The sequence below is a fragment of the Bradyrhizobium roseum genome (assembly GCF_030413175.1).
Taxonomy (GTDB): Bacteria; Pseudomonadota; Alphaproteobacteria; order Rhizobiales; family Xanthobacteraceae; genus Bradyrhizobium; species Bradyrhizobium roseum.
Genome location: NZ_CP129212.1, coordinates 3,815,692 through 3,834,787, shown reverse-complemented (window position 1 = coordinate 3,834,787; position 19,096 = coordinate 3,815,692). Strand labels below are relative to the sequence as shown.

12 protein-coding genes are annotated in these 19,096 nt (G+C 64.0%); 8 read left to right on the top strand and 4 right to left on the bottom strand.

Translation table 11 applies throughout. From position 1 onward, the window contains the following. Positions 1-357 precede the first annotated feature (357 nt). Genes QUH67_RS18390 through QUH67_RS18375 form a run of 4 tightly spaced genes read left to right on the top strand, consistent with a single transcriptional unit; the run spans position 358 to position 4,866 of the window. A complete protein-coding gene (locus tag QUH67_RS18390; RefSeq protein WP_300940196.1) occupies positions 358-1,374 on the top strand; it encodes an amino acid ABC transporter substrate-binding protein in 1,017 nt (338 codons plus the stop codon). A 25-nt stretch (positions 1,375-1,399) separates the two neighbouring features. After that, entirely contained in the window at positions 1,400-2,605 is a 1,206-nt protein-coding gene (locus QUH67_RS18385) for an amino acid ABC transporter permease (protein WP_300940195.1), read from the top strand. Beyond that, positions 2,602-4,113 (top strand): amino acid ABC transporter permease, encoded by a 1,512-nt coding sequence (locus QUH67_RS18380; RefSeq protein ID WP_300940194.1) that lies wholly within the window; start codon positions 2,602-2,604, stop codon positions 4,111-4,113. The genes QUH67_RS18385 and QUH67_RS18380 overlap by 4 nt, the downstream gene beginning before the upstream one ends. 9 nt (positions 4,114-4,122) lie before the next feature. Further along, positions 4,123-4,866: an amino acid ABC transporter ATP-binding protein gene (locus QUH67_RS18375; protein WP_300940193.1), complete on the top strand. Its 744-nt coding sequence runs from the start codon at positions 4,123-4,125 to the stop codon at positions 4,864-4,866. 109 nt (positions 4,867-4,975) lie between these two features. On the opposite strand, the gene QUH67_RS18370 is transcribed toward QUH67_RS18375, so the two are convergent. The 4 genes from QUH67_RS18370 to QUH67_RS18355 all read right to left on the bottom strand — a co-directional run bounded on the left by QUH67_RS18370 (position 4,976) and on the right by QUH67_RS18355 (position 9,551). Further along, a complete protein-coding gene (locus QUH67_RS18370) occupies positions 4,976-6,016 on the bottom strand; it encodes a cysteine synthase A (RefSeq protein ID WP_300940192.1) in 1,041 nt (346 codons plus the stop codon). An 88-nt stretch (positions 6,017-6,104) separates the two neighbouring features. Then, positions 6,105-7,334 (bottom strand): SAM-dependent methyltransferase, encoded by a 1,230-nt coding sequence (locus QUH67_RS18365; RefSeq protein ID WP_300940191.1) that lies wholly within the window; start codon positions 7,332-7,334, stop codon positions 6,105-6,107. 55 nt (positions 7,335-7,389) lie between these two features. Then, positions 7,390-8,235 carry a DUF1365 domain-containing protein gene (locus QUH67_RS18360; RefSeq protein WP_300940190.1) on the bottom strand — a complete coding sequence of 282 codons (846 nt, stop codon included), beginning with the start codon at positions 8,233-8,235 and terminating at the stop codon, positions 7,390-7,392. 2 nt (positions 8,236-8,237) lie between these two features. Further along, entirely contained in the window at positions 8,238-9,551 is a 1,314-nt protein-coding gene (locus QUH67_RS18355) for an NAD(P)/FAD-dependent oxidoreductase (RefSeq protein ID WP_300940189.1), read from the bottom strand. 412 nt (positions 9,552-9,963) lie between these two features. Between QUH67_RS18355 and QUH67_RS18350 the strand changes: the two genes are divergently transcribed. The 4 genes from QUH67_RS18350 to QUH67_RS18335 are packed head-to-tail and all read left to right on the top strand — an operon-like array spanning position 9,964 to position 19,064. After that, on the top strand, positions 9,964-11,436 hold the full coding sequence (locus tag QUH67_RS18350) for an efflux transporter outer membrane subunit (RefSeq protein ID WP_300948091.1): 1,473 nt from the start codon (positions 9,964-9,966) through the stop codon (positions 11,434-11,436). After that, positions 11,426-12,799 (top strand): efflux RND transporter periplasmic adaptor subunit, encoded by a 1,374-nt coding sequence (locus QUH67_RS18345; RefSeq protein ID WP_300940188.1) that lies wholly within the window; start codon positions 11,426-11,428, stop codon positions 12,797-12,799. The genes QUH67_RS18350 and QUH67_RS18345 overlap by 11 nt, the downstream gene beginning before the upstream one ends. Positions 12,800-12,809: 10 nt before the next feature. Further along, positions 12,810-15,959 (top strand): efflux RND transporter permease subunit, encoded by a 3,150-nt coding sequence (locus tag QUH67_RS18340; protein ID WP_300940187.1) that lies wholly within the window; start codon positions 12,810-12,812, stop codon positions 15,957-15,959. After that, positions 15,960-19,064: an efflux RND transporter permease subunit gene (locus QUH67_RS18335; RefSeq protein ID WP_300940186.1), complete on the top strand. Its 3,105-nt coding sequence runs from the start codon at positions 15,960-15,962 to the stop codon at positions 19,062-19,064. The last annotated feature ends 32 nt before the right edge of the window (positions 19,065-19,096 follow it).

The window sequence follows — 19,096 nt, the reverse complement described above, 5'->3', positions numbered from 1 at the left end:
CCGCCGTTCTCGAAGCGGATGCATCGCATCGCCCACGACTTTATGACGCAGTCACGACTTGATCGCGAATACACGGCAAACCACCGCGCCGGGGCCGGGTAATTTGGTAACAGGGACGCAGAAGAAGGCAGTCAACCCCTTGACCCCGCACGCCAGTCGTTCTGAGATATGTGCCAACTAACAGTCGCTGCAAGTTGAGGGGCCTGCTGCGATACCAGATCCATTGTCGACCGGACTGCACGTCAAAGTGCACGGCCGGAAGGACGCTTTTGAGCGAGGGATCAGCGGGTTGGCCCCACAATGTCAGGCGTTGCCTAAAAACCGATCTTCGCACGACCTCTTGAAAGGCCCAACCCCATGAAACGCGTATCTCTGGTTGTTACCCTCGCTTTGGCCGCCGGCTTCACCGCCCAGGCAGCCTCGGCGCAAACCCTCAAGACGATCAAGGACCGGGGCCAGCTTTCCTGCGGCGTGAGCCAGGGCCTGCCTGGTTTCTCGTCACCCGACGACAAGGGTAACTGGACCGGAATCGACGTCGACATCTGCCGGGCGATTGCGGCCGCCGTGTTCAACGACGCGACCAAGATCAAGTTCGTGCCGCTCTCGGCCAAGGACCGCTTCACCGCGCTACAGTCGGGCGAGATCGACGTGCTGTCCCGCAACACCACCTGGACGCTGTCGCGCGATACCTCGCTCGGCGCCAGCTTTACCGGCGTCACCTATTATGACGGTCAAGGCTTCATGGTGAAGAAGTCGCTGAAAGTGAATTCCGCGCTGGAATTGAACAGCGCTTCGGTCTGCGTGCAGCAGGGCACCACGACCGAGCAGAATCTCGCCGACTACTTCAAAGGCAACAACATGAAGTACGAGGTGATCGCTTTCGGCACCAACGACGAAACCGTCAAGGCCTATGAGTCCGGCCGCTGCGACGTCTTTACCACCGACGTCTCCGGGCTGTATGCCGATCGTTTGAAGCTTGCGAACCCGGCCGATCATGTCGTGCTTCCGGAAGTGATCTCGAAAGAACCGCTCGGCCCGATGGTGCGCCATGGTGACGACCAGTGGTTCGATATCGTGAAATGGACGCTTTACGCGATGATCACCGCGGAAGAGCTCGGGATTACCCAGAAGAACGTCGACGAGATGGCGAAATCGGACAAGCCGGAGATGAAGCGGGTGTTCGGCACCGACGGCAATCTCGGCGAACAGCTCGGCCTGACCAAGGATTGGGTTTCGCGGATCGTAAAAGCCGTCGGCAACTACGGCGAGTCCTTCGATCGCAACGTCGGCGCCGGCTCAAAGCTCGGAATTGCCCGCGGCATCAACGCCCTCTGGAGCAAGGGCGGTATCCAGTACGCACCGCCGATCCGCTGATCGCCGGCCGAGAGGGGCTGCGGCGATGGCCATTGATCCCCGAAAGCCGCCGTCACAGTTACTTCCAAGGCTGCAGCAGGCGCTCGGCGGCCGTGCGGGTTGGGGCGGCTTCGTGCTCCAGCTCCTGTTCGTCGCAGCGCTCGCCTGGATCTCCTACGAGATCGTCGCCAATGCCCGCGCCAACCTGCAGGCGCAGCGCATCACTGCGGGGTTCGGCTTCCTCGCCAACAATGCCGGCTTTGACGTCAGCCAGAGCCTGATTCCGTATTCGGGATCCGATCCCTATACGCGGGTGTTCCTGGTCGGACTGCTCAACACGCTGCTGGTGTCGGTGATCGGCATCTTCTTCGCCACCCTGATCGGGTTCATCGTCGCCCTCGGCCGGCTTTCGCCGAACTGGCTGCTATCGCGGATTTCCGGCGGCTATGTCGAGCTGATCCGCAACCTGCCGCTGCTGTTCCAGATCCTGTTCTGGTATCTGGCGGTGCTCGCCGCATTACCCAATCCCAGGCAGAGCATTTCGATCTTCGACAGCTTCTTTCTCAGCAATCGCGGACTGGTTATCCCGAAGCCGATCGGCGAACCCGGCTTCGAGCCTTTCGCAATCGCGCTGCTGATCGCCGTCGTCGTCTCTATTGGGCTATGGCGCTATTCCCGGCGGCAGTTGTTCGACCATGGCAAGGTGATCAAGGTCTGGCCCTACGCGCTGGGTCTGGTGATCGGTCTTCCGCTGCTTGCTGCGCTGATTTTCGGCGCGCCCGTCAAGTTTGAAATACCGGCGCTGAAAGGCTTCAACTTCGCAGGAGGCTCGCGCGTCATTCCGGAGTTCGTGGCGCTGACGCTGGCGCTGTCGACCTATACAGCAGCCTTCATCGCCGAGATCGTACGCGCCGGCATTCTCTCGGTGCACAGGGGGCAGATGGAAGCGGGCGCCTCGCTCGGGCTGCAGCGCGGGTCGGTGCTGCGGCTGATCGTGATCCCGCAGGCGATGCGCGTGATCCTGCCGCCGCTGACCAACCAGTATCTCAATTTGACCAAGAACTCGTCGCTCGCGGTGGCGATCGGTTATCCCGACCTGGTCTCGGTATTCGCCGGCACCACGCTGAGCCAAACCGGGCAGGCGATCGAAATCATCGGCATCACCATGGGCGTCTATCTGCTGATCTCGCTCGTCACCAGCGCGATCATGAGCTTCTATGGATGGCGGATCAGCCGGAGCATGGGTGGATGAGCGACACGACCCCATCCAGCTTCGTTCGCAAGGATCTCGTGCCCGAGCGGCCGGCCCCGGTGAAGACCACCGGCTTCGTTGGCTTCCTTCGCACGCGGCTGTTCAACTCGCCGACCAATATCCTGATCACCATCGTCAGTGCGCTGCTGCTGTGGTTCATCCTCGTTCCCGCGGTGAAGTTCGTGCTGATCGATGCGGTCTGGGTCGGCACGGACCGCACCGCCTGTCTCCCGAAAAACCCCAGTGACGTCGTCGGCGCATGCTGGCCGTTCATCCAGGCCAAGTTCGCGCAGTTTATCTACGGCTTTTATCCTGAGCCAGAGCGCTGGCGGGTCAATCTGACCTTCCTTCTCGCGGCGATCCTGCTGGTGCCGCTCTTGATTCCGCGGCTGCCGGCCAAGGGGCCGAACGCCATCCTGTTCTTCGTGGCGCTGCCCGTGGTGGCCTTCTTCCTGCTGCGGGGCGGCGGGCTGAGCGGATTTGCCGTGAGCTGGACCACCGCATTGCTGACGGGCTTCGTCGACAGTATCGCGGTGGCGGGCAACAAGCTGATGGCGTCGGTCGATGCGACGACGTTCATCGGGACATTGTTGTGGTACGTTGGCAAGGGGCTCGCGCTGATCAGTCTGGGTGCGGCCTATGCCCTGTCGCCGCTGGTCCTGCTGCGCGAGTCTATCCAGCATTCCGGCTATCCGCTGTGGGCCGATCTCGGGGCGACCGCCGTGATCGTATCGGTACTGGTGTTGTGGCTAAGCCGCGGATTGCGCGCGGTCGCCGTCAATCTGGCGGTCTTTGTCGGCATCGCCGCCGTCATCGCGGTGATGGGCCTCGATCGCGGCGGGCTTCCCGAGGTCGATACGCGGCTGTGGGGCGGCTTGCTGGTGACGCTTGTGGTTTCGGTTGTCGGCATCGTCGCCTCGATGCCGGTCGGCATTGCGCTCGCGCTCGGCCGGCGCTCGACCATTCCGCTGATCCGGATTTTCTCGATCGCCTTCATCGAGTTCTGGCGCGGCGTTCCATTGATCACGGTGCTGTTCTTCGCCACCTACATGCTGCCGCTGTTCGTGCCGGCCGGCTTCACCATCGACGGACTGATGCGGGCGTTGATCGGCATCGCGCTGTTCGCCGGCGCCTACCAGGCTGAGGTGATCCGCGGCGGCCTGCAGGCGATCCCGCGCGGGCAGGGTGAGGCGGCGAGCGCGCTCGGCCTGTCCTGGGGCAAGACCATGGCGCTGGTCGTGATGCCGCAGGCGCTCCGTCATGTCATCCCCGGTCTCGTCAACAGCTTCATCGCCCTGTTCAAGGACACCTCACTGGTCTCGATCGTTGCACTGTTCGATCTGCTCGGACAGTTGCGGGCGGCCTTCTCCGACCCGGTGTGGGCGACGCCAACGACGCTGTTCACCGGCTTTGCCTTTACCGGAATCATCTATTTCGTCTTCTGCTTCGGAATGTCGCGCTATTCCCTGTTCGTCGAGAACAGGCTGAACGCCCATCGCCGCAACTGAGTACACGCCATGACAGGAATCTCGATCGTCGGTATCAACACACTCAACAAGTGGTACGGCGACTTTCACGTGCTGCGCGACATCAACCTCGACGTCGCGAAGGGCGAGCGCATCGTGATCTGCGGCCCCTCGGGCTCGGGCAAGTCGACGCTGATCCGCTGCATCAACGCACTGGAAGAATTCCAGGATGGCCACATCGTCGTCGATGGCATCGAGCTCGGGCCGAACATGCGGCGCGTGGACGAAGTCCGCCGCGAGGTCGGCATGGTGTTCCAGAGTTTTAACCTGTTCCCGCATCTGACCGTGCTGGAGAATTGTACGCTGGCGCCGATCTGGGTGCGTAACATCCCGAAAAAGGACGCCGAGGCGATCGCGATGAAATTCCTCGAGCGGGTCAAGATCCCGCATCAGGCCAACAAATACCCCGGCCAGATGTCCGGTGGCCAGCAGCAGCGCGTCGCCATCGCGCGCGCGCTCACCATGAACCCGAAGGTGATGCTGTTCGACGAGCCGACTTCGGCGCTCGACCCCGAAATGGTCAAGGAGGTGCTCGACACCATGGTCGACCTCGCCAGGGAAGGCATGACCATGCTGGTCGTCACCCACGAAATGGGCTTTGCCCGCGAAGTCGCCAACCGCGTCGTGTTCATGGATGCGGGGCAGGTGATCGAGTCCAATACGCCGCGGGAATTCTTCGCCAATCCGCAGCACGCGCGGACGAAGTTGTTCCTGAGCCAGATCTTGCGGCATTGACGGTGCGGTAGGATGGGCAAAGCGAAGCGTGCCCACCATCAGCCAGCGCAATGGGTGTGAGAAGGTGGCACGGCGCAAGCGCGCCTCTGCTGACCCTACAAAGCCCCGCTCACACCTTCTCGAACGGGATGTCGATCTTCGGGCGCCGCTCCAGCCATTCGGGCACCGGCAGGTTCTTCGCGCGCATGAACGCCGGATTGAACAGCTTTGACTGGTAACGGCCGCCGGCGTCGCACAGGATCGTGACGATGGTCTTGCCTGGCCCGAGCTGTTTGGCGAGCTTGATGGCGCCGGCGACGTTGATGCCGGCCGAGCCGCCGAGGCAGAGGCCTTCTTCCTTCAGCAGGTCATAGATCACCGTCACCGCTTCCTCGTCCGAGACCAGGAAGGCGTCGTCAACCTTCGCGGTCTCGACGACGGGGGTGACTCGGCCGAGGCCGATGCCTTCCGTCATCGAGTCGCCCGGCGTCGATTTGGCGGTGCCGTGCTTGAAAAGGTTGTACATCGCAAAGCCGTGCGGGTCGGCGCAAGCGTTGACGATGCCCGGATGCTTTTCCTTCAGATAGCGGCTGGTGCCGGCCAGCGTGCCGCCGGTGCCGACCGCGCAGATGAAACCGTCGATCTTGCCGCCGGTCTGCTCCCAGATTTCCGGACCGGTCGACTCGTAATGCGCCTTGGCGTTGTCGAGGTTGTTCCACTGATCGGCGAACAGCACGCCGTTCGGTTCGGTCTTGCGGAGCTGGGCGGCCAGCCGCCGCCCGACATGCTGGTAGTTGTTCGGGTTGGCGTAGGGCAGCTGCGGCACTTCGAGAAGCTCGGCGCCGTACAGCCGCAGCATGTCCTTCTTTTCCTGGCTTTGGGTTTCCGGGATCAGGATCAGCGTGCGGTAGCCGCGGGCGTTGGCGACCACCGCAAGCCCGATGCCGGTATTGCCGGCGGTCGATTCCACCACGAGGCCGCCGGGCTTGAGGTCACCGCGCTTCTCGGCCTCCAAGATCATCCATTTGCCGGCGCGGTCCTTCACGGACTGGCCAGGGTTCATGAACTCGGCTTTGCCGAGAATGGTGCAGCCGGTTTCTTCGGAAGCGCGCTTGAGTTTGATCAGCGGGGTATTGCCGATCGCGTCGATGACGTCTTTGCGGAAGGCCATGGATTGAAAATGCCAGTTTGTTGCCCAATCGTTGGGCGACCCTAAAGGACCGCCGCGGGGCATACAAGCCAGCGCTCGACAGGCCCGGTCAGCCCGATTTGGCGAACACGACCTGCCGCACGTCGATATTCCCGGACAGGAACCCGGCCTCGCAATAGGCGAGGTAATACTCCCACAGCCGCCGGAAGCGGTCGTCGAAGCCCGACGGTGTCAGACTAGGCCAGGCCGCACGGAAATTACTTCGCCAGATCGCAAGCGTCCTGGCATAATCTTGCCCAAAAATGCGCTCGCGGATGACGGGAACGCCGAAGCGCTCGCCGAGCGTCTTCAGGATCTGCGGCGAGGGCAGCATGCCGCCGGGAAAGACGTAGCGCTGGATGAAGTCGACCTCGCGGCGGTAGGCCTGGAACAGGCTGTCCTGGATCGTGATGGCCTGGATGCCGGCGAGCCCCCCGGGTAGCAGGCGATCGCGCAACTGTGAGAAATAGTTCGGCCAGAACTGCTCGCCGACCGCCTCGATCATTTCGATCGAGGCGATGCGATCATAGCGGTCGCGCTCGTCGCGATAGTCCTGCAGCCTGATCTCCACGCGATCGCTGAGGCCCGCATTGTGGATGCGCGCCTGCGCGAAGTCGCGCTGTTCCCTGCTGATGGTGAGGCCGACGACCTTGGTGCCGAACGTCTTGGCGGCGTATTCAGCAAAGCCGCCCCATCCGCAGCCGATCTCCAGCAGTTTTTGGCCGGGCCGCAGATCGATGGCCTCGGCGAGCCGGCGATATTTGTTGTGCTGGGCCGCGGTCAGGTCGGCCGTGCCGTCTTCGAACAACCCGGATGAGTAAGTCATGCTGGGATCGAGCCACGCCGAATAAAACGCGTTGCCGATGTCGTAATGCGCATAGATGTTGCGGCGAGCTTGCCGCCTGGTGTTGCGGTTGAGCCAGTGCCTGACGGCCTGGAAGGCACGCGCCAGCGGACTGCCGACCAGCTTCGTTTGCATCCAGTCCTGATTGACGCAGAACAGATAGAGGAATTGCGTAAGGTCGGGCGTATCCCATTCACCGCGGAGATAGGCTTCGGCAATCCCGATGTCGCCGCCGCGCAGCAGCCGCGAGGCAAAACCGTAATCGTAGATCTTCATCACGGCGGCAGGGCCGGGCCCGTTGCCGCCGAGGCGGACGGTGCGGCCGTCGGCGAGAATTACGTCGAGCGTGCCATTCTGCAGTTGTGAGCCGAAACCCAACGCCAGCCGGACCAGGCGGGGCAACTCTGGAAACAACGCGTCTACGGTTTCCGATGTGACCGAAATCAACTCGGACATGTGAGATCCATCGAACGGAGGTCTACCCGGCCTCGCATGGTCGATCGACCTTGCTTCAATTCCTGGCACGGGTGGACAACGCTTCCGGAGTATAATCGTTGCCTTTCCTGCTCGCCAAGCCGGTATTGTGGGCTGCGTCGTCCCGCGGCACCAGACGCGCGCCTTTCAGCCACAGCCGCAGCGCCTCCCAATGGATCGCCGCCATGATCTTGAGCGTGACCAGCGGGAGTCCAAAGAACGCCCGCAGCAACGCCTTGGAGTTGAGTTCGCGGCGACTGCCATTGAAGGTTGCGGCGAGCAGTGGGCCGTCGCGGTCGGTTTCCAGAATTCGCAGTTGCACGCTCTCTCCTGGTGGCCGTACGCGAAAATGGTAACGCATCGCCATCTCGATGAAGGGCGAGACGTAGAACAGCTTGTCCTGCTGCTGGCGGACGCCGGCATCGCTGGTGTCAGCTGACGTCACGGGCAAGACGTAGGGGTGGATGTCGCCAAAGGTGTTGCGCACTTCGTAGATCAGCAACGCGAGCTTGCCATCGGCGCGATAGCAGAAATAGACGGACAGCGGATTGAAGGTATAGCCGAACAGGCGGGGATAGCAGAGCAGCAGCACCCGCCCGCCCGTCAGGTCGATGCCGCGCTCGGCCGCGCAAGATTGCACGTAGGCACGCAAGGACGACCCGTCGCGCGCGCCATGATCGGCTTCGCGGAAACTGTAGAGGGCCGCACGATTGACGCCGAACAGCGGCGATTGCCGGTCGGCCTCCGCCAGCCGGTCCAGGTCGATCAGCAGGCTCATCACGCGATAGCTGAAGCGATGGCCCATCGGCTTCAGTCGCGCATGCATGACGTCGCCGACGTAGAGTGCGGCGGCGTCAGCAAGCCGTGTGGATAGTGCGCGCATAATTACTCCGCGGCTTCGGCGAGCGTCGGCAACGGCTGCCGCCATGGCGCCACCGCGCCGAGCGCCTCGGCGACCGCAAGGCCCGATCGCAAGCCGTCCTCGTGGAATCCGTATCCGGTCCATGCGCCGCAGAACCAAGTATGCCGCTTGCCCTGGATCTCGGGCAGGCGCTTCTGGGCAGCGAACGCCGCGACGTTGAACTGCGGATGTTCGCAGAGATACTTGCCGAAGGTCAGCGCCGGATCCGGCGCGACCGGTGGATTGAGGCTGACGAACAGCGGTTTGTCGCGATCGATGCCCTGTAGTTCGTTCATCCAGTAGGTCACGGAGACATCATTATCGAAGGTCTCCTGACGTGGCCAGCGCAGAAAATTCCATGCCGCCCAGGCGCGCCGACGCTTTGGCATGAGCGCGGGATCGCGGTGCAGATAGACCGTGTTGAGGGAATAGCCGATCGCGCCCAGGATGGAGCGCTCGCGCTCGTCGGCATCCGGCAGCATCGCCAGCGCCTGGTCGCTGTGGGAGGCGATCACGACGTGATCGTAGCTTTCGGCGTTGCCATGGCTGTCATGAACGACCACGCCATGCGGCCTGCGCTCGATTGCGGTGACGGCGCAGCCGAGCCTGATCCGGTCGCGGAACGAAGCCGTGAGCTTTTCGACATAGTTTCGGCTTCCGCCCCTCACGGTGCGCCAGACCGGGCGATCGTATTGCAGGAGGCGATGGTTGGCGAAGAAGGCGACGAAATTCTCGGCCGGAAAATCCAGTATCTCGCGCGACGGCGCCGACCAGATCGCAGCGCCCATCGGCGCCAGATAGTCGCTCAACAGCCGCGGCGCGAAGTGACGCTTTCGGAAATATTCGCCGAGCGTCAGTCCCTCCAGCTTTCCGGCGGCGTAATCGGCGGTGCTCTGCTGGTTGAAGGTGAGGATGTCACGCAGCATCCAGAGATAGGAAGGCGAAAACAAATTGCGCGGTTGCGCGAACAATCCGCGCGCGGTCTCAAACCAGTTGTTGCCGCCCCCTCGCCATTCGAAGCGGCCGGTGTCCGCCGTCACCGCAAAGCTCATGCAGCTGTCGACGGTCTCGACGTCGAGATGGGCGAACAGCGCCGTCAGGTCCGGATAGTTCAGCTCGTTGTAGACGATGAAGCCGATGTCGACCGCAATTTGCGCGCCGTCATAATCGATACTGACGGTATGGCTGTGGCCGCCGGGCCTGAGTTCGCGATCGTAGACGGTGACCTGATGTTGATTCGACAAGGTCCAGGCGGCGGCATTGCCGCTGATTCCTGTCCCAACCACCGCAACCCGCATTTTTGGCCCTCCACAGCACATAGCAAGATACGGCAGGCGGTTCCCGGGGTTTCAAACCGGCCGCAGGCGCGGCATAGCTTGAGTAGCGGGACCGATTCGGGACGTCAGAACAGGGGAAAAGCCCCATGAAATCTTCGTAAGATTTGGACAGTCATGCGACGTCTCTCGATGGGTCAAAAGCCTATAAAACAAGATGTATCGTGCATTTTTTCAGTCGTTTTCGTGGCCCGGACCGACCATCGGACGAAGGCCGCGCGGGGCTGTCCGCACCGCACCCGCACGGCTAGTATCCAACTTGGTTACAACGGAAGCATCACCCCGTGAACGGATCGCAAACTATCAGGAAAAGCGTTCGTCGTACGCCGGGCCGGGATTTGCCCGGTGGAGAACGGGTGTGACCGATCGGATTGCCATGGCGGCGTTCGGAGGGTGGCCTGCGATTGTTCCAGGGGGCAGGCGGCTGACGCGGCTGCTCGCCGTACTCGGTATCTTGGCCAGTTCCGCGGGCTGCATCCTGACCAAGGATCTGCCCGATCCCGCGCTCGACGTTCCCGAGGGCTACAAGGCAGCGGCGCGGCCTTCAAAGGCCCCGGATGCGCCGCCGACGCTCGACTGGTGGCGCGGCTTCCGTTCGCGCGAACTCACGGCGCTGATGGAGGAGGCGCAGACCGTGAACCTCGATATCGCCGCCGCCACCGCGCGGTTCAAACAGGCCGATGCACAAGCGCGGATTACCGGCGCGGCGCTGCTGCCGAGCCTCAGCGGCACCGGACAGGAAACCTATTCCCGCACCTCCGGCTCCAGCTCCAGCGGCCTGACCAATGGCGGCCGCGAGGTGGTCAATTACTCGTCCTCGCTGAGCGCCAGTTACGAGCTGGATTTCTGGGGCAAGAACCGCGACGCCGCGCAGGCCGCTGAAGAGACCGCGGTCGCCGGTCGATTCGACCGCGACGTCGTCGCGCTGACCACGCTGACGACGGTGGCCAACGCCTATTTCCAGGTGCTGGCGGCCCAGGACCGCATTCGTACCGCGCAGCGCAATATCGCCAGCGCCGAGCGCATCCTCAACGCCATCAAGGACCGCCTGGCCGCCGGCACCGGCAACGATCTTGACGTTGCCCAGCAGGAGAGTGTGCTCGCCAACCAGCGCGCATTGGTGCCGCCGCTGCGGCAGACGCTCGACCAGAACATCAATGCGCTGGCGACCCTGGTATCGCGGCCGCCTGAAGCGGTGCGGGTCAATGGCGGGTCGCTCAACCAGATCGCCGCGCCGCGTGTTACGCCCGGCCTGCCGTCGGAACTGCTGACGCAGCGTCCAGATATCCGCCGGCAGGAAGCGCAGCTGGCCTCGGCGACCGCCAACGTCGGCAGCGCCCGCGCGCAGTTTTTTCCGAGCATTCAGTTGACCGGGCAGGGCGGATACCAGAGCTCGGCGCTGACTTCGCTGTTTCAGCCGCACGCCGCGTTTTTCAGCATGGTCGGCAGCCTGACCCAGCCGATTTTCGACGGCGGCAGGATCCTCGGCAATTTCGAGCTGACCAAAGCGCGGCAGGATGAACTGCTGCAGACCTACCGCAAGACGGTGGTGCAGGCCTTCGCCGACGTCGATAACGCGCTGTATTCGATCCGCCAGACCACCGAGAGGCTGCGCCTGCAGCGCGAGGTGGTGGCGGCGTCGCGGCGGGCGTTTCAATTGTCCGAGCAGCAGTTGCGCGCCGGCACTTCTGACATCGTAACCGTGCTAAACACGCAGCTGACGTTGTTCCAGGCCGAAGATGCGCTGTCGCAGGCGCAACTGGCCCGGCTGCTCGCGATTGTCAGCCTCTATCAGGCGCTGGGGGGCGGCTGGGAGCCCAGGATGGAAAGGCCGGTCAATGCTCTTTAAGCCGGAACCAGACGACGCGAAGACGGCGGGCAAGCGCGCCGCGCGTGGCGTCGGCCGACGGATCGTGTCGCTGACGATGACGCTACTGATCCTCGGCGGCCTTGGCTATCTCGGATGGAATGCCTTTCAGCAGAAGCAGTCCGGCCGCGGCGGGCCCGGCGCACGACCCGACCTCCCGGTGCCGGTGCTGGCGGCAACGCCCCGGACGCAGGACGTTCCTGTCTATCTCGATGCGGTCGGCTCGGTACGCGCGCTGAACACGGTGACGGTACGCGCCCAGGTCGACGGCAAGCTGATCAAGGTGAATTTCGTCGAAGGCCAGGACGTCAAGCAGGGCGACGTGCTCGGCGAAATCGACCCGGTGATCTATCAGGCGCAGTACGACCAGGCGGTGGCCAAGAAGGCGCAGGATGAGGCGCTGCTCGCCAACCAGAAGCTCGACCTGGCACGCTATCAGCAGCTGGCCACGTCGAACGCCGGATCAAAACAACAGGCCGATACGCAGCGCGCGGTGGTGGCTCAGCAGGAAGCGCTGATCAATGCCGACCAGGCCGCGATCGATAACGCAAAGGCGACGCTCGGCTATACAAAGGTCATCGCGCCGCTGTCGGGCCGCGCCGGCCTGCGTCAGGTCGACCAGGGCAACATCATCCGCGCTTCGGACGCCACCGGCCTCGTCATCATCACCCAGTTGCAACCGATCGCGGTGCAGTTCAGCCTGCCGCAGCAGCAGATCGTGCGGGTCAACGCCGCTGCCGGCAAGGGTGCGCTGGCGGTGGACGTGTTCGGCAATGACGGCGTGACCGTGGTCGATACCGGGACGCTCAAGGGCATCGACAACCAGGTCGATCCGACCACCGGCACGCTGAAGCTGAAGGCGGAATTTCCCAACGCGAAATTCCAGCTCTGGCCCGGGCAGTTCGTCAACGTGCGGCTGAAGGTCGAGACGCTCGACAAGGCGATCGTGGTGCCGACCTCGGCGGTGCAGCGCGGCCCTGCCGGGACGTTCAGCTATGTGATCGGTCCCGACAATGTCGCAACCGCCAAGCCGGTCGTGGTGACGCAGCAGAACGAAAACGACGCCGTGATCGCCAGCGGCCTCACGACCTCTGACCGCGTCGTGACCACGGGCTTTGCCAACCTGTCCGACGGCGCCAAGGTGCTGATCGGCACCGACGACCGGGCGCCGTCAGCCGATCTGGCGCCGCGCAAGCGCGGCCGCAGCCCCGATGCCAAGGGCGCTCAGCCCGGGGAAGGCCAGAGCAAGGAAGGCCGCGGCAAGCGCGAGCGCGGCGAGGGCGATCAGAAGGGGCAAACCGGACCCGCGCCGGCAGATGGGCAGGCGGGCGGCGCCGCAAAGTGAGAACGCATCCATGAGCGTCTCCGAACCATTCATCCGCCGGCCGATTGCGACCTCGCTGTTGGGGATCGCGCTGATGATCGGCGGCGCGCTCGGCTATTGGGCGCTGCCTGTTTCGGCGCTGCCGCAGGTCGACTTCCCAACCGTGCAGGTGACGACGCAATTGCCGGGCGCCAGCCCCGACGTGATCGCGTCGCTGATCACGGCGCCACTGGAGCGCCAGCTCGGGCAGATTCCGTCGATGTCGTCGATGCAGTCGACCTCGTCATTCGGCGTCAGCCAGATATCGCTGCAGTTCGATCTCAACCGCGACATCGACGGCGCGACACAGGACGTGCAGGCCGCGATCAATGCGGCCGCGGGTATCCTGCCGAAAAACCTGCCGTATCCCCCGACCTACGCCAAGGTGAATCCGGCCGATGCGCCGGTCCTGACGCTCGCCTTGACGTCGGAGACGATTTCGCTGCGCGCCATGAGCGATATCGCCGATACGATCCTGGGCCAGCGGCTCAGCCAGATTTCCGGCGTCGGACGCGTGGCGGTCCTCGGCGGATTGAAGCCGGCGGTGCGGGTGCAGGCGGATCTCGCCCGGCTTGCCGCCTACGGTATCTCGATGGAGGACCTGCGCGCGGCAATCGCCGGCGCCAACGTCTCGGGGCCGAAGGGATCGCTCGACGGCGCGCAGCAGGCCTACACCATCGCCGCCAACGACCAGATCGCGGTCGCGGACGCCTACAAGCCGATCATCATCGCCTATCGCAACGGCTCCCCGGTCACGATCGGCGACGTCGCCATCATCATCGACGGGCTGGAGAACGATCGTACCGGTGGCTGGTACCAGGGCACGCCGGCCGTGATCATCGATATCCAGCGGCAACCCGGCGCCAATGTGATCGAGGTGGTCCGGCAGATCCGCGCGGAAATCCCAAAAATTCAGCGCGCGATCCCGGCCGGCGTCAATCTCACGATCGTCTCCGACCGCACCGTGACCATTCGCGCCTCCGTCCGTGACGTCCAATTCACGCTGATCCTGTCGGTGGTGCTGGTGACGCTGGTGGTGCTGCTGTTCCTGCGGTCGTTGCGCGCGACGCTGATCGCGGGCGTGGCGCTGCCGCTGTCGCTGATCACGAGCTTCGGCATCATGTATTTTGCCGGCTTTTCCCTCGACAATCTGTCGCTGATGGCGCTGACCATCGGCACCGGATTCGTGGTCGACGACGCCATCGTCATGATCGAGAACATCGTCCGCCACATGGAGAACGGCGAGTCGGTGATGGAGGCGTCGCTGAAGGGCGCCAGCGAGATCGGCTTTACCGTGATCTCGCTGACGGTGTCGCTGATCGCGGTGTTCATTCCGCTATTGTTCATGTCCGGGCTGGTCGGGCGCATGTTCCGCGAATTCGCGCTGACCTTGACGATTGCGGTCGTGACCTCGGCGGTCGTCTCGCTGACGCTGACGCCGATGATGTGTTCGCGGCTGCTCAAGCATGCCGGCAACGAGATGACGGTTCCGGGGCTGGCCGCCGTCAGCCGCTTCATCGATCGCACGGTCGATCTCTACCATCGCACGTTGCTGTGGGTGCTGCTGCGCCAGCGCGCGACGCTGGTGGTGACGTTCGCTACCATCGCCGCGACGCTCTTCCTGTACGTGATCGCGCCGAAGGGCTTCTTGCCACTGCAGGATACCGCCTCGATCACGGCGGTGACCGAGGCCGGTCCCGACGTTTCCTTCGCCGAGATGCAGAGCCGGCAGGCGGCAGCATCGGCCGCGATCCAGGCCGACCCTGACGTCGTCGGCGTGGTCTCGGTGATCGGGGCAGGCTCGGTCAACCCGACCACCAATGTCGGGCGGCTGGTGATGACGCTGCGGCCGCGCGGTGAGCGGCAAGACGGTATTTCGGTGGTGATCGACCGGCTGAAACAGCGCACCGCCTCGATCCCCGGCATGACCATCTATTTCCAGCCGGTGCAGGACGTGCAGATATCGACCCAGTCGAGCCGCTCGCAGTACCAGTATACGCTGACCGGCACCGACGCCGCGCAGGTCTCGCTGTGGTCGCAGAAGCTGGTTGCCGAGATGCGCCGCGATCCGCTGTTCCGCGACGTTTCGTCGGAAGCGCAGGAGGGCGGTCTGCGTGCGGCGCTCAACATCGACCGCCAGCGCGCCGGCCAGCTCGGCGTCAGCCTCCAGGCGGTCAACGACACGCTCAACGACGCTTTTGCGCAGCGGCAGATTTCCACCATCTACGGCCAGGCCAACCAGTACCGCGTGGTGCTGGAGGCGATGCCGATCTACCAGCGCGATCCGTCGATCCTCTCGAAGCTGTATCTCCCGGGAGCCGCGAGCACGACTGCCGGCACACCCGGCGCTCAGGTGCCGCTGTCGGCGGTCGCAACGCTGACTCGCACCACCGCACCGCTGGCAATCTCGCATCTGGCGCAGTTTCCGGCCGTCTCGCTCAGCTTCAACCTCGCGCCCGGTGAGGCGCTGGGCGATGCGGTCGAGGCGGTGAAGAAGATCGAAACAAATATGGCAATGCCCGGCAGCATCGTCGGCGTTTATTCGGGCGACGCGGCCGAGTTTTCGAAGTCGCTGGCCGGCCAGCCCTGGCTCATCCTGGCGGCGATCGTCACGATCTACATCGTGCTCGGCGTGCTCTACGAGAGCTACATCCACCCGATCACCATCCTCTCGACGCTGCCATCCGCCGGCGTCGGCGCCATTCTGGCGTTGATGCTGTTCGGACAGGACCTCTCGGTGATCGGCCTGATCGGCATCATCCTGCTGATGGGCATCGTCAAGAAGAATGCGATCATGATGATCGATTTCGCGCTGGACGCGGAACGGCATCAGGGCATGTCGCCCCATGAAGCCATCGTGCAGGCCTGCCTGTTGCGCTTCCGCCCGATCATGATGACGACGCTGGCCGCGCTGTTCGGTGCGCTGCCGCTGGCGGTCGAAAGCGGAACCGGCGCCGAACTGCGCTTTCCGCTCGGCATTTCCATCATCGGCGGCCTGTTGTTGAGCCAGTTGCTGACGCTCTACACCACGCCGGTCATTTATCTTGCGCTCGACCGGCTCAACCGCAAGATCGAGAAGGCGGTGCCGGATCCCGGGCCTCCGGGCCCGACGGTGGCCGGTGCGACCGAGGGGATGCAGTAGATGGCATCGATCTCGGAGCCCTTCATCCGGCGGCCGGTGGGCACCACGCTGCTGGCGATCGGGCTCTTTCTGGTCGGCATCGTCGCCTATGTCTTTCTGCCGGTCTCCTCGGTACCCAACGTCGATTTCCCGATGATCCGGGTCTCGGCGACGCGTCCCGGCGCGGATCCGTCCGTGATGGCGGCGACCGTGGCGGCGCCGCTGGAGCGGCGGCTCGGCCAGATCGCCGGCATCGAGCAGATCACCTCGACCAGTTCGCTGGGCTCGACCAGCATTCAGCTGCAATTCTCGATCGGCCGCGATATCGACCGCGCCGCGCGCGACGTGCAGGCTGCGATCAACGCCTCGCTGGCGGACCTGCCGACGGACCTGCCGTCGCTGCCGCGTTTCCGCAAGGCCAACCCGTCGGCGGCGCCGGTGTTCGTGCTGGCGCTGACCTCCAAGACGCTGACGACCAGCGCGATGTATGACGCCGCCGATACCGTGATCGCGCAGCGCATCTCGCAGGTGCCGGGTGTCGGCGAGGTCTCCGTCTCCGGCGCCGACCAACCGGCTGTGCGGATCGCGCTCAACCCGGTGGCGCTGTCGAACGCCGGGATCGCCACCGATGACGTGCGGCTCGCCATCGTCAATGCCAATCCGCTGGGGCCGGTCGGCATCTTCAACAGCGGCCGCCAGAGCGAGACGATCTCGACCAACAAGCAGATGCGCACCGCGGCCGAATTCCGCGACATCATTGTCAAGAGTTCGGGCGGCAATTTCGTCCGCCTCGCCGACGTCGCCGAGGTCGAGGATTCCGTCCGCAACAGCCGCTCGATCGCCTGGTTCAACAAGCAGCCCGCGGTGCTGATCCAGATCACCAAGCAGGGCGATGCCAATGTCATCGACACCGTCGACCGGGTGAGGGCGCTGATCCCGGAACTGAAGCAGTGGCTGCCGGGCGGCGTCGAGATTTCGACGCTGGTCGACCGCACCAACACCATCCGCGCCAGCGTGCTCGACATGCAGTATACGCTGCTGGCGACCGCCCTCCTCGTCATGCTGGTGGTGTTCGTGTTCCTGCGGCGGCTGACGCCGACTATCGCGGCCGGCGTCTCGGTGCCGCTCGCGCTGGCCGGCACCTGCGCCGGGATGTGGCTTGCCGGCTTCTCGATCGACAATCTGTCACTGATGGCGCTGGCGATCTCGGTCGGCTTCGTGGTCGACGACGCCATCGTCATGATCGAGAACATGTACCGCAACCTCGAGCAGGGCATGGCGCCGTATCCGGCTGCGCTCGAGGGCGCCAGGCAGATCGGCTTCACGGTGCTGTCGATCAGCCTGTCACTGATCGCGGCGTTCACGCCGCTGATCTTCATGGATGGCCTCGTCGGGCGGCTGTTGCGCGAATTCTCGCTGACGCTGACCTTTGCCATCGTGGTATCGACCGTGGTCTCGCTCACCGTCACGCCGATGATCTGCGCGCACTACATCAAGGAAGCGACCTCGAACCATGCGACATGGTTCGACCGGCTGGTCGAGGGCTCGCTGTCGCGCATCGTTGCTTTCTACACCTGGACGCTGCGGGCGGTGCTCGGCTTCCCGTTCCTGACCCTGCTGGTGTTCTTTGCCACCATCGCACTGACGGTGGTGCTGTATATCAAAACGCCGAAGGGCTATTTCCCGACCGATGACAGCGGGTTCGTGATTGGCGCCACGCGCGCATCGCCCGACACCTCGTTCCAGGCGATGCTGGGGCTGCAGCAGCAGCTGGCCGATATCGTGATGGCGGATCCGGCTGTCGCCAGCGTCGGCTCCTCGCTCGGTGGCACCGTAGGCCCCGGCGGCGGCGGTTCCAACCGCGGCACCATGTTCATCAGCCTAAAGCCGCCGGAAGAGCGAGCAGGCCTGTCGACCGCGCAGGTCATCGACCGGCTGCGGCGCAATCTCTATCGGGTCGCCGGCATCCGCCTTTTCATGTTCGCCGCGCAAGACATCCGTGCCGGCGGACGGCAGAGCGATTCCGACTATCAATATACGCTGTCGAGCACCGACCTCGAACTGTTGCAGAAATGGGCACCGCTGGTGGCCAAGCGTATGGAGACGGTGGAGGGCATCACCGACATTTCCAGCGACCGCGATCCCGGCGGCCTGCAATTGTCGCTGGTAATCGACCGCAAAACAGCGTCGAGCCTCGGCGTGCGCGTCCAGGATATCGACAACGCCTTGAACAATGCATTCGCGCAGCGGCAGATTTCGATCGTCTACACCCAGCGCAACCAGTACATGGTGGTGCTGGAGATTGATCCAAAATTGCAGGCCGATCCGTCCAGCCTGGAGCGCATCTTCGTCGCCGGCGCCGGCGATGCCCAGGTGCCGCTGTCGGCCGTGGTGCGCTACCATCGCGGCCTGTCTCCGCTCGCGGTCTATCACTCGCAATCGTTTCCCTCGACGACGGTTTCGTTCAATCTGCTGCCCGGCGTGCCGTTGCAGGTCGCAACCTCGAACATCCAGCGCGCGGTCGAGGAACTGCACATGCCGGAAGGCATCCGAGGCAGTTTTGACGGCAATGCCGGCGATTTCAACAAGACCAGCGGGCGGCAGCCGCTCTTGATCCTCGGCGCGCTGGTGGCGATGTATATCGTGCTCGGCGTGCTCTATGAGAGCCTGGCGCACCCGCTCACGATCATCTCGACGCTGCCGTCGGCCGGGCTCGGCGCGCTGCTGGCGCTGCAGGTCACCGACACGCCGCTGACCGTGATCGCCTTTGTCGGCATCATTCTATTGATCGGCATCGTCAAGAAGAACGGCATCATGATGGTGGATTTCGCGCTCGATGCCGAACGCAACCGCGGCCTCTCGTCGGCGGATGCGATCTTCGAGGCGTGCAGCGCCCGCTTCCGGCCGATCTTGATGACGACCATGGCGGCGTTGTTCGCAGGCATTCCGCTGGTGATCGCCACCGGCCCCGGCACCGAGCTGCGCCGGCCGCTCGGCATCACCATCATCGGTGGGCTGTTCGTGTCGCAGATCCTGACGCTCTACACCACGCCGGTGATCTATCTCCTGATCGACCGGCTGCGGCAGCGATGGCGGCCAGCGCCGCTCCCCGTCCCCGCGGAATAGTTGAATTACTGGCCACGAAGCGTATAGCGGGC

What these genes read in the sequence shown, in the direction of transcription:
- QUH67_RS18340 (WP_300940187.1), top strand. Translation starts at nt 12,810, where the DNA reads ATGAGCGTCTCCGAACCATTCATCCGCCGGCCGATTGCGACCTCGCTG.
- QUH67_RS18355 (WP_300940189.1), bottom strand. Translation starts at nt 9,551, where the DNA reads ATGCGGGTTGCGGTGGTTGGGACAGGAATCAGCGGCAATGCCGCCGCC.
- QUH67_RS18390 (WP_300940196.1), top strand. Translation starts at nt 358, where the DNA reads ATGAAACGCGTATCTCTGGTTGTTACCCTCGCTTTGGCCGCCGGCTTC.
- QUH67_RS18385 (WP_300940195.1), top strand. Translation starts at nt 1,400, where the DNA reads ATGGCCATTGATCCCCGAAAGCCGCCGTCACAGTTACTTCCAAGGCTG.
- QUH67_RS18335 (WP_300940186.1), top strand. Translation starts at nt 15,960, where the DNA reads ATGGCATCGATCTCGGAGCCCTTCATCCGGCGGCCGGTGGGCACCACG.
- QUH67_RS18370 (WP_300940192.1), bottom strand. Translation starts at nt 6,016, where the DNA reads ATGGCCTTCCGCAAAGACGTCATCGACGCGATCGGCAATACCCCGCTG.
- QUH67_RS18375 (WP_300940193.1), top strand. Translation starts at nt 4,123, where the DNA reads ATGACAGGAATCTCGATCGTCGGTATCAACACACTCAACAAGTGGTAC.
- QUH67_RS18360 (WP_300940190.1), bottom strand. Translation starts at nt 8,235, where the DNA reads ATGCGCGCACTATCCACACGGCTTGCTGACGCCGCCGCACTCTACGTC.
- QUH67_RS18345 (WP_300940188.1), top strand. Translation starts at nt 11,426, where the DNA reads ATGCTCTTTAAGCCGGAACCAGACGACGCGAAGACGGCGGGCAAGCGC.
- QUH67_RS18365 (WP_300940191.1), bottom strand. Translation starts at nt 7,334, where the DNA reads ATGTCCGAGTTGATTTCGGTCACATCGGAAACCGTAGACGCGTTGTTT.
- QUH67_RS18380 (WP_300940194.1), top strand. Translation starts at nt 2,602, where the DNA reads ATGAGCGACACGACCCCATCCAGCTTCGTTCGCAAGGATCTCGTGCCC.
- QUH67_RS18350 (WP_300948091.1), top strand. Translation starts at nt 9,964, where the DNA reads ATGGCGGCGTTCGGAGGGTGGCCTGCGATTGTTCCAGGGGGCAGGCGG.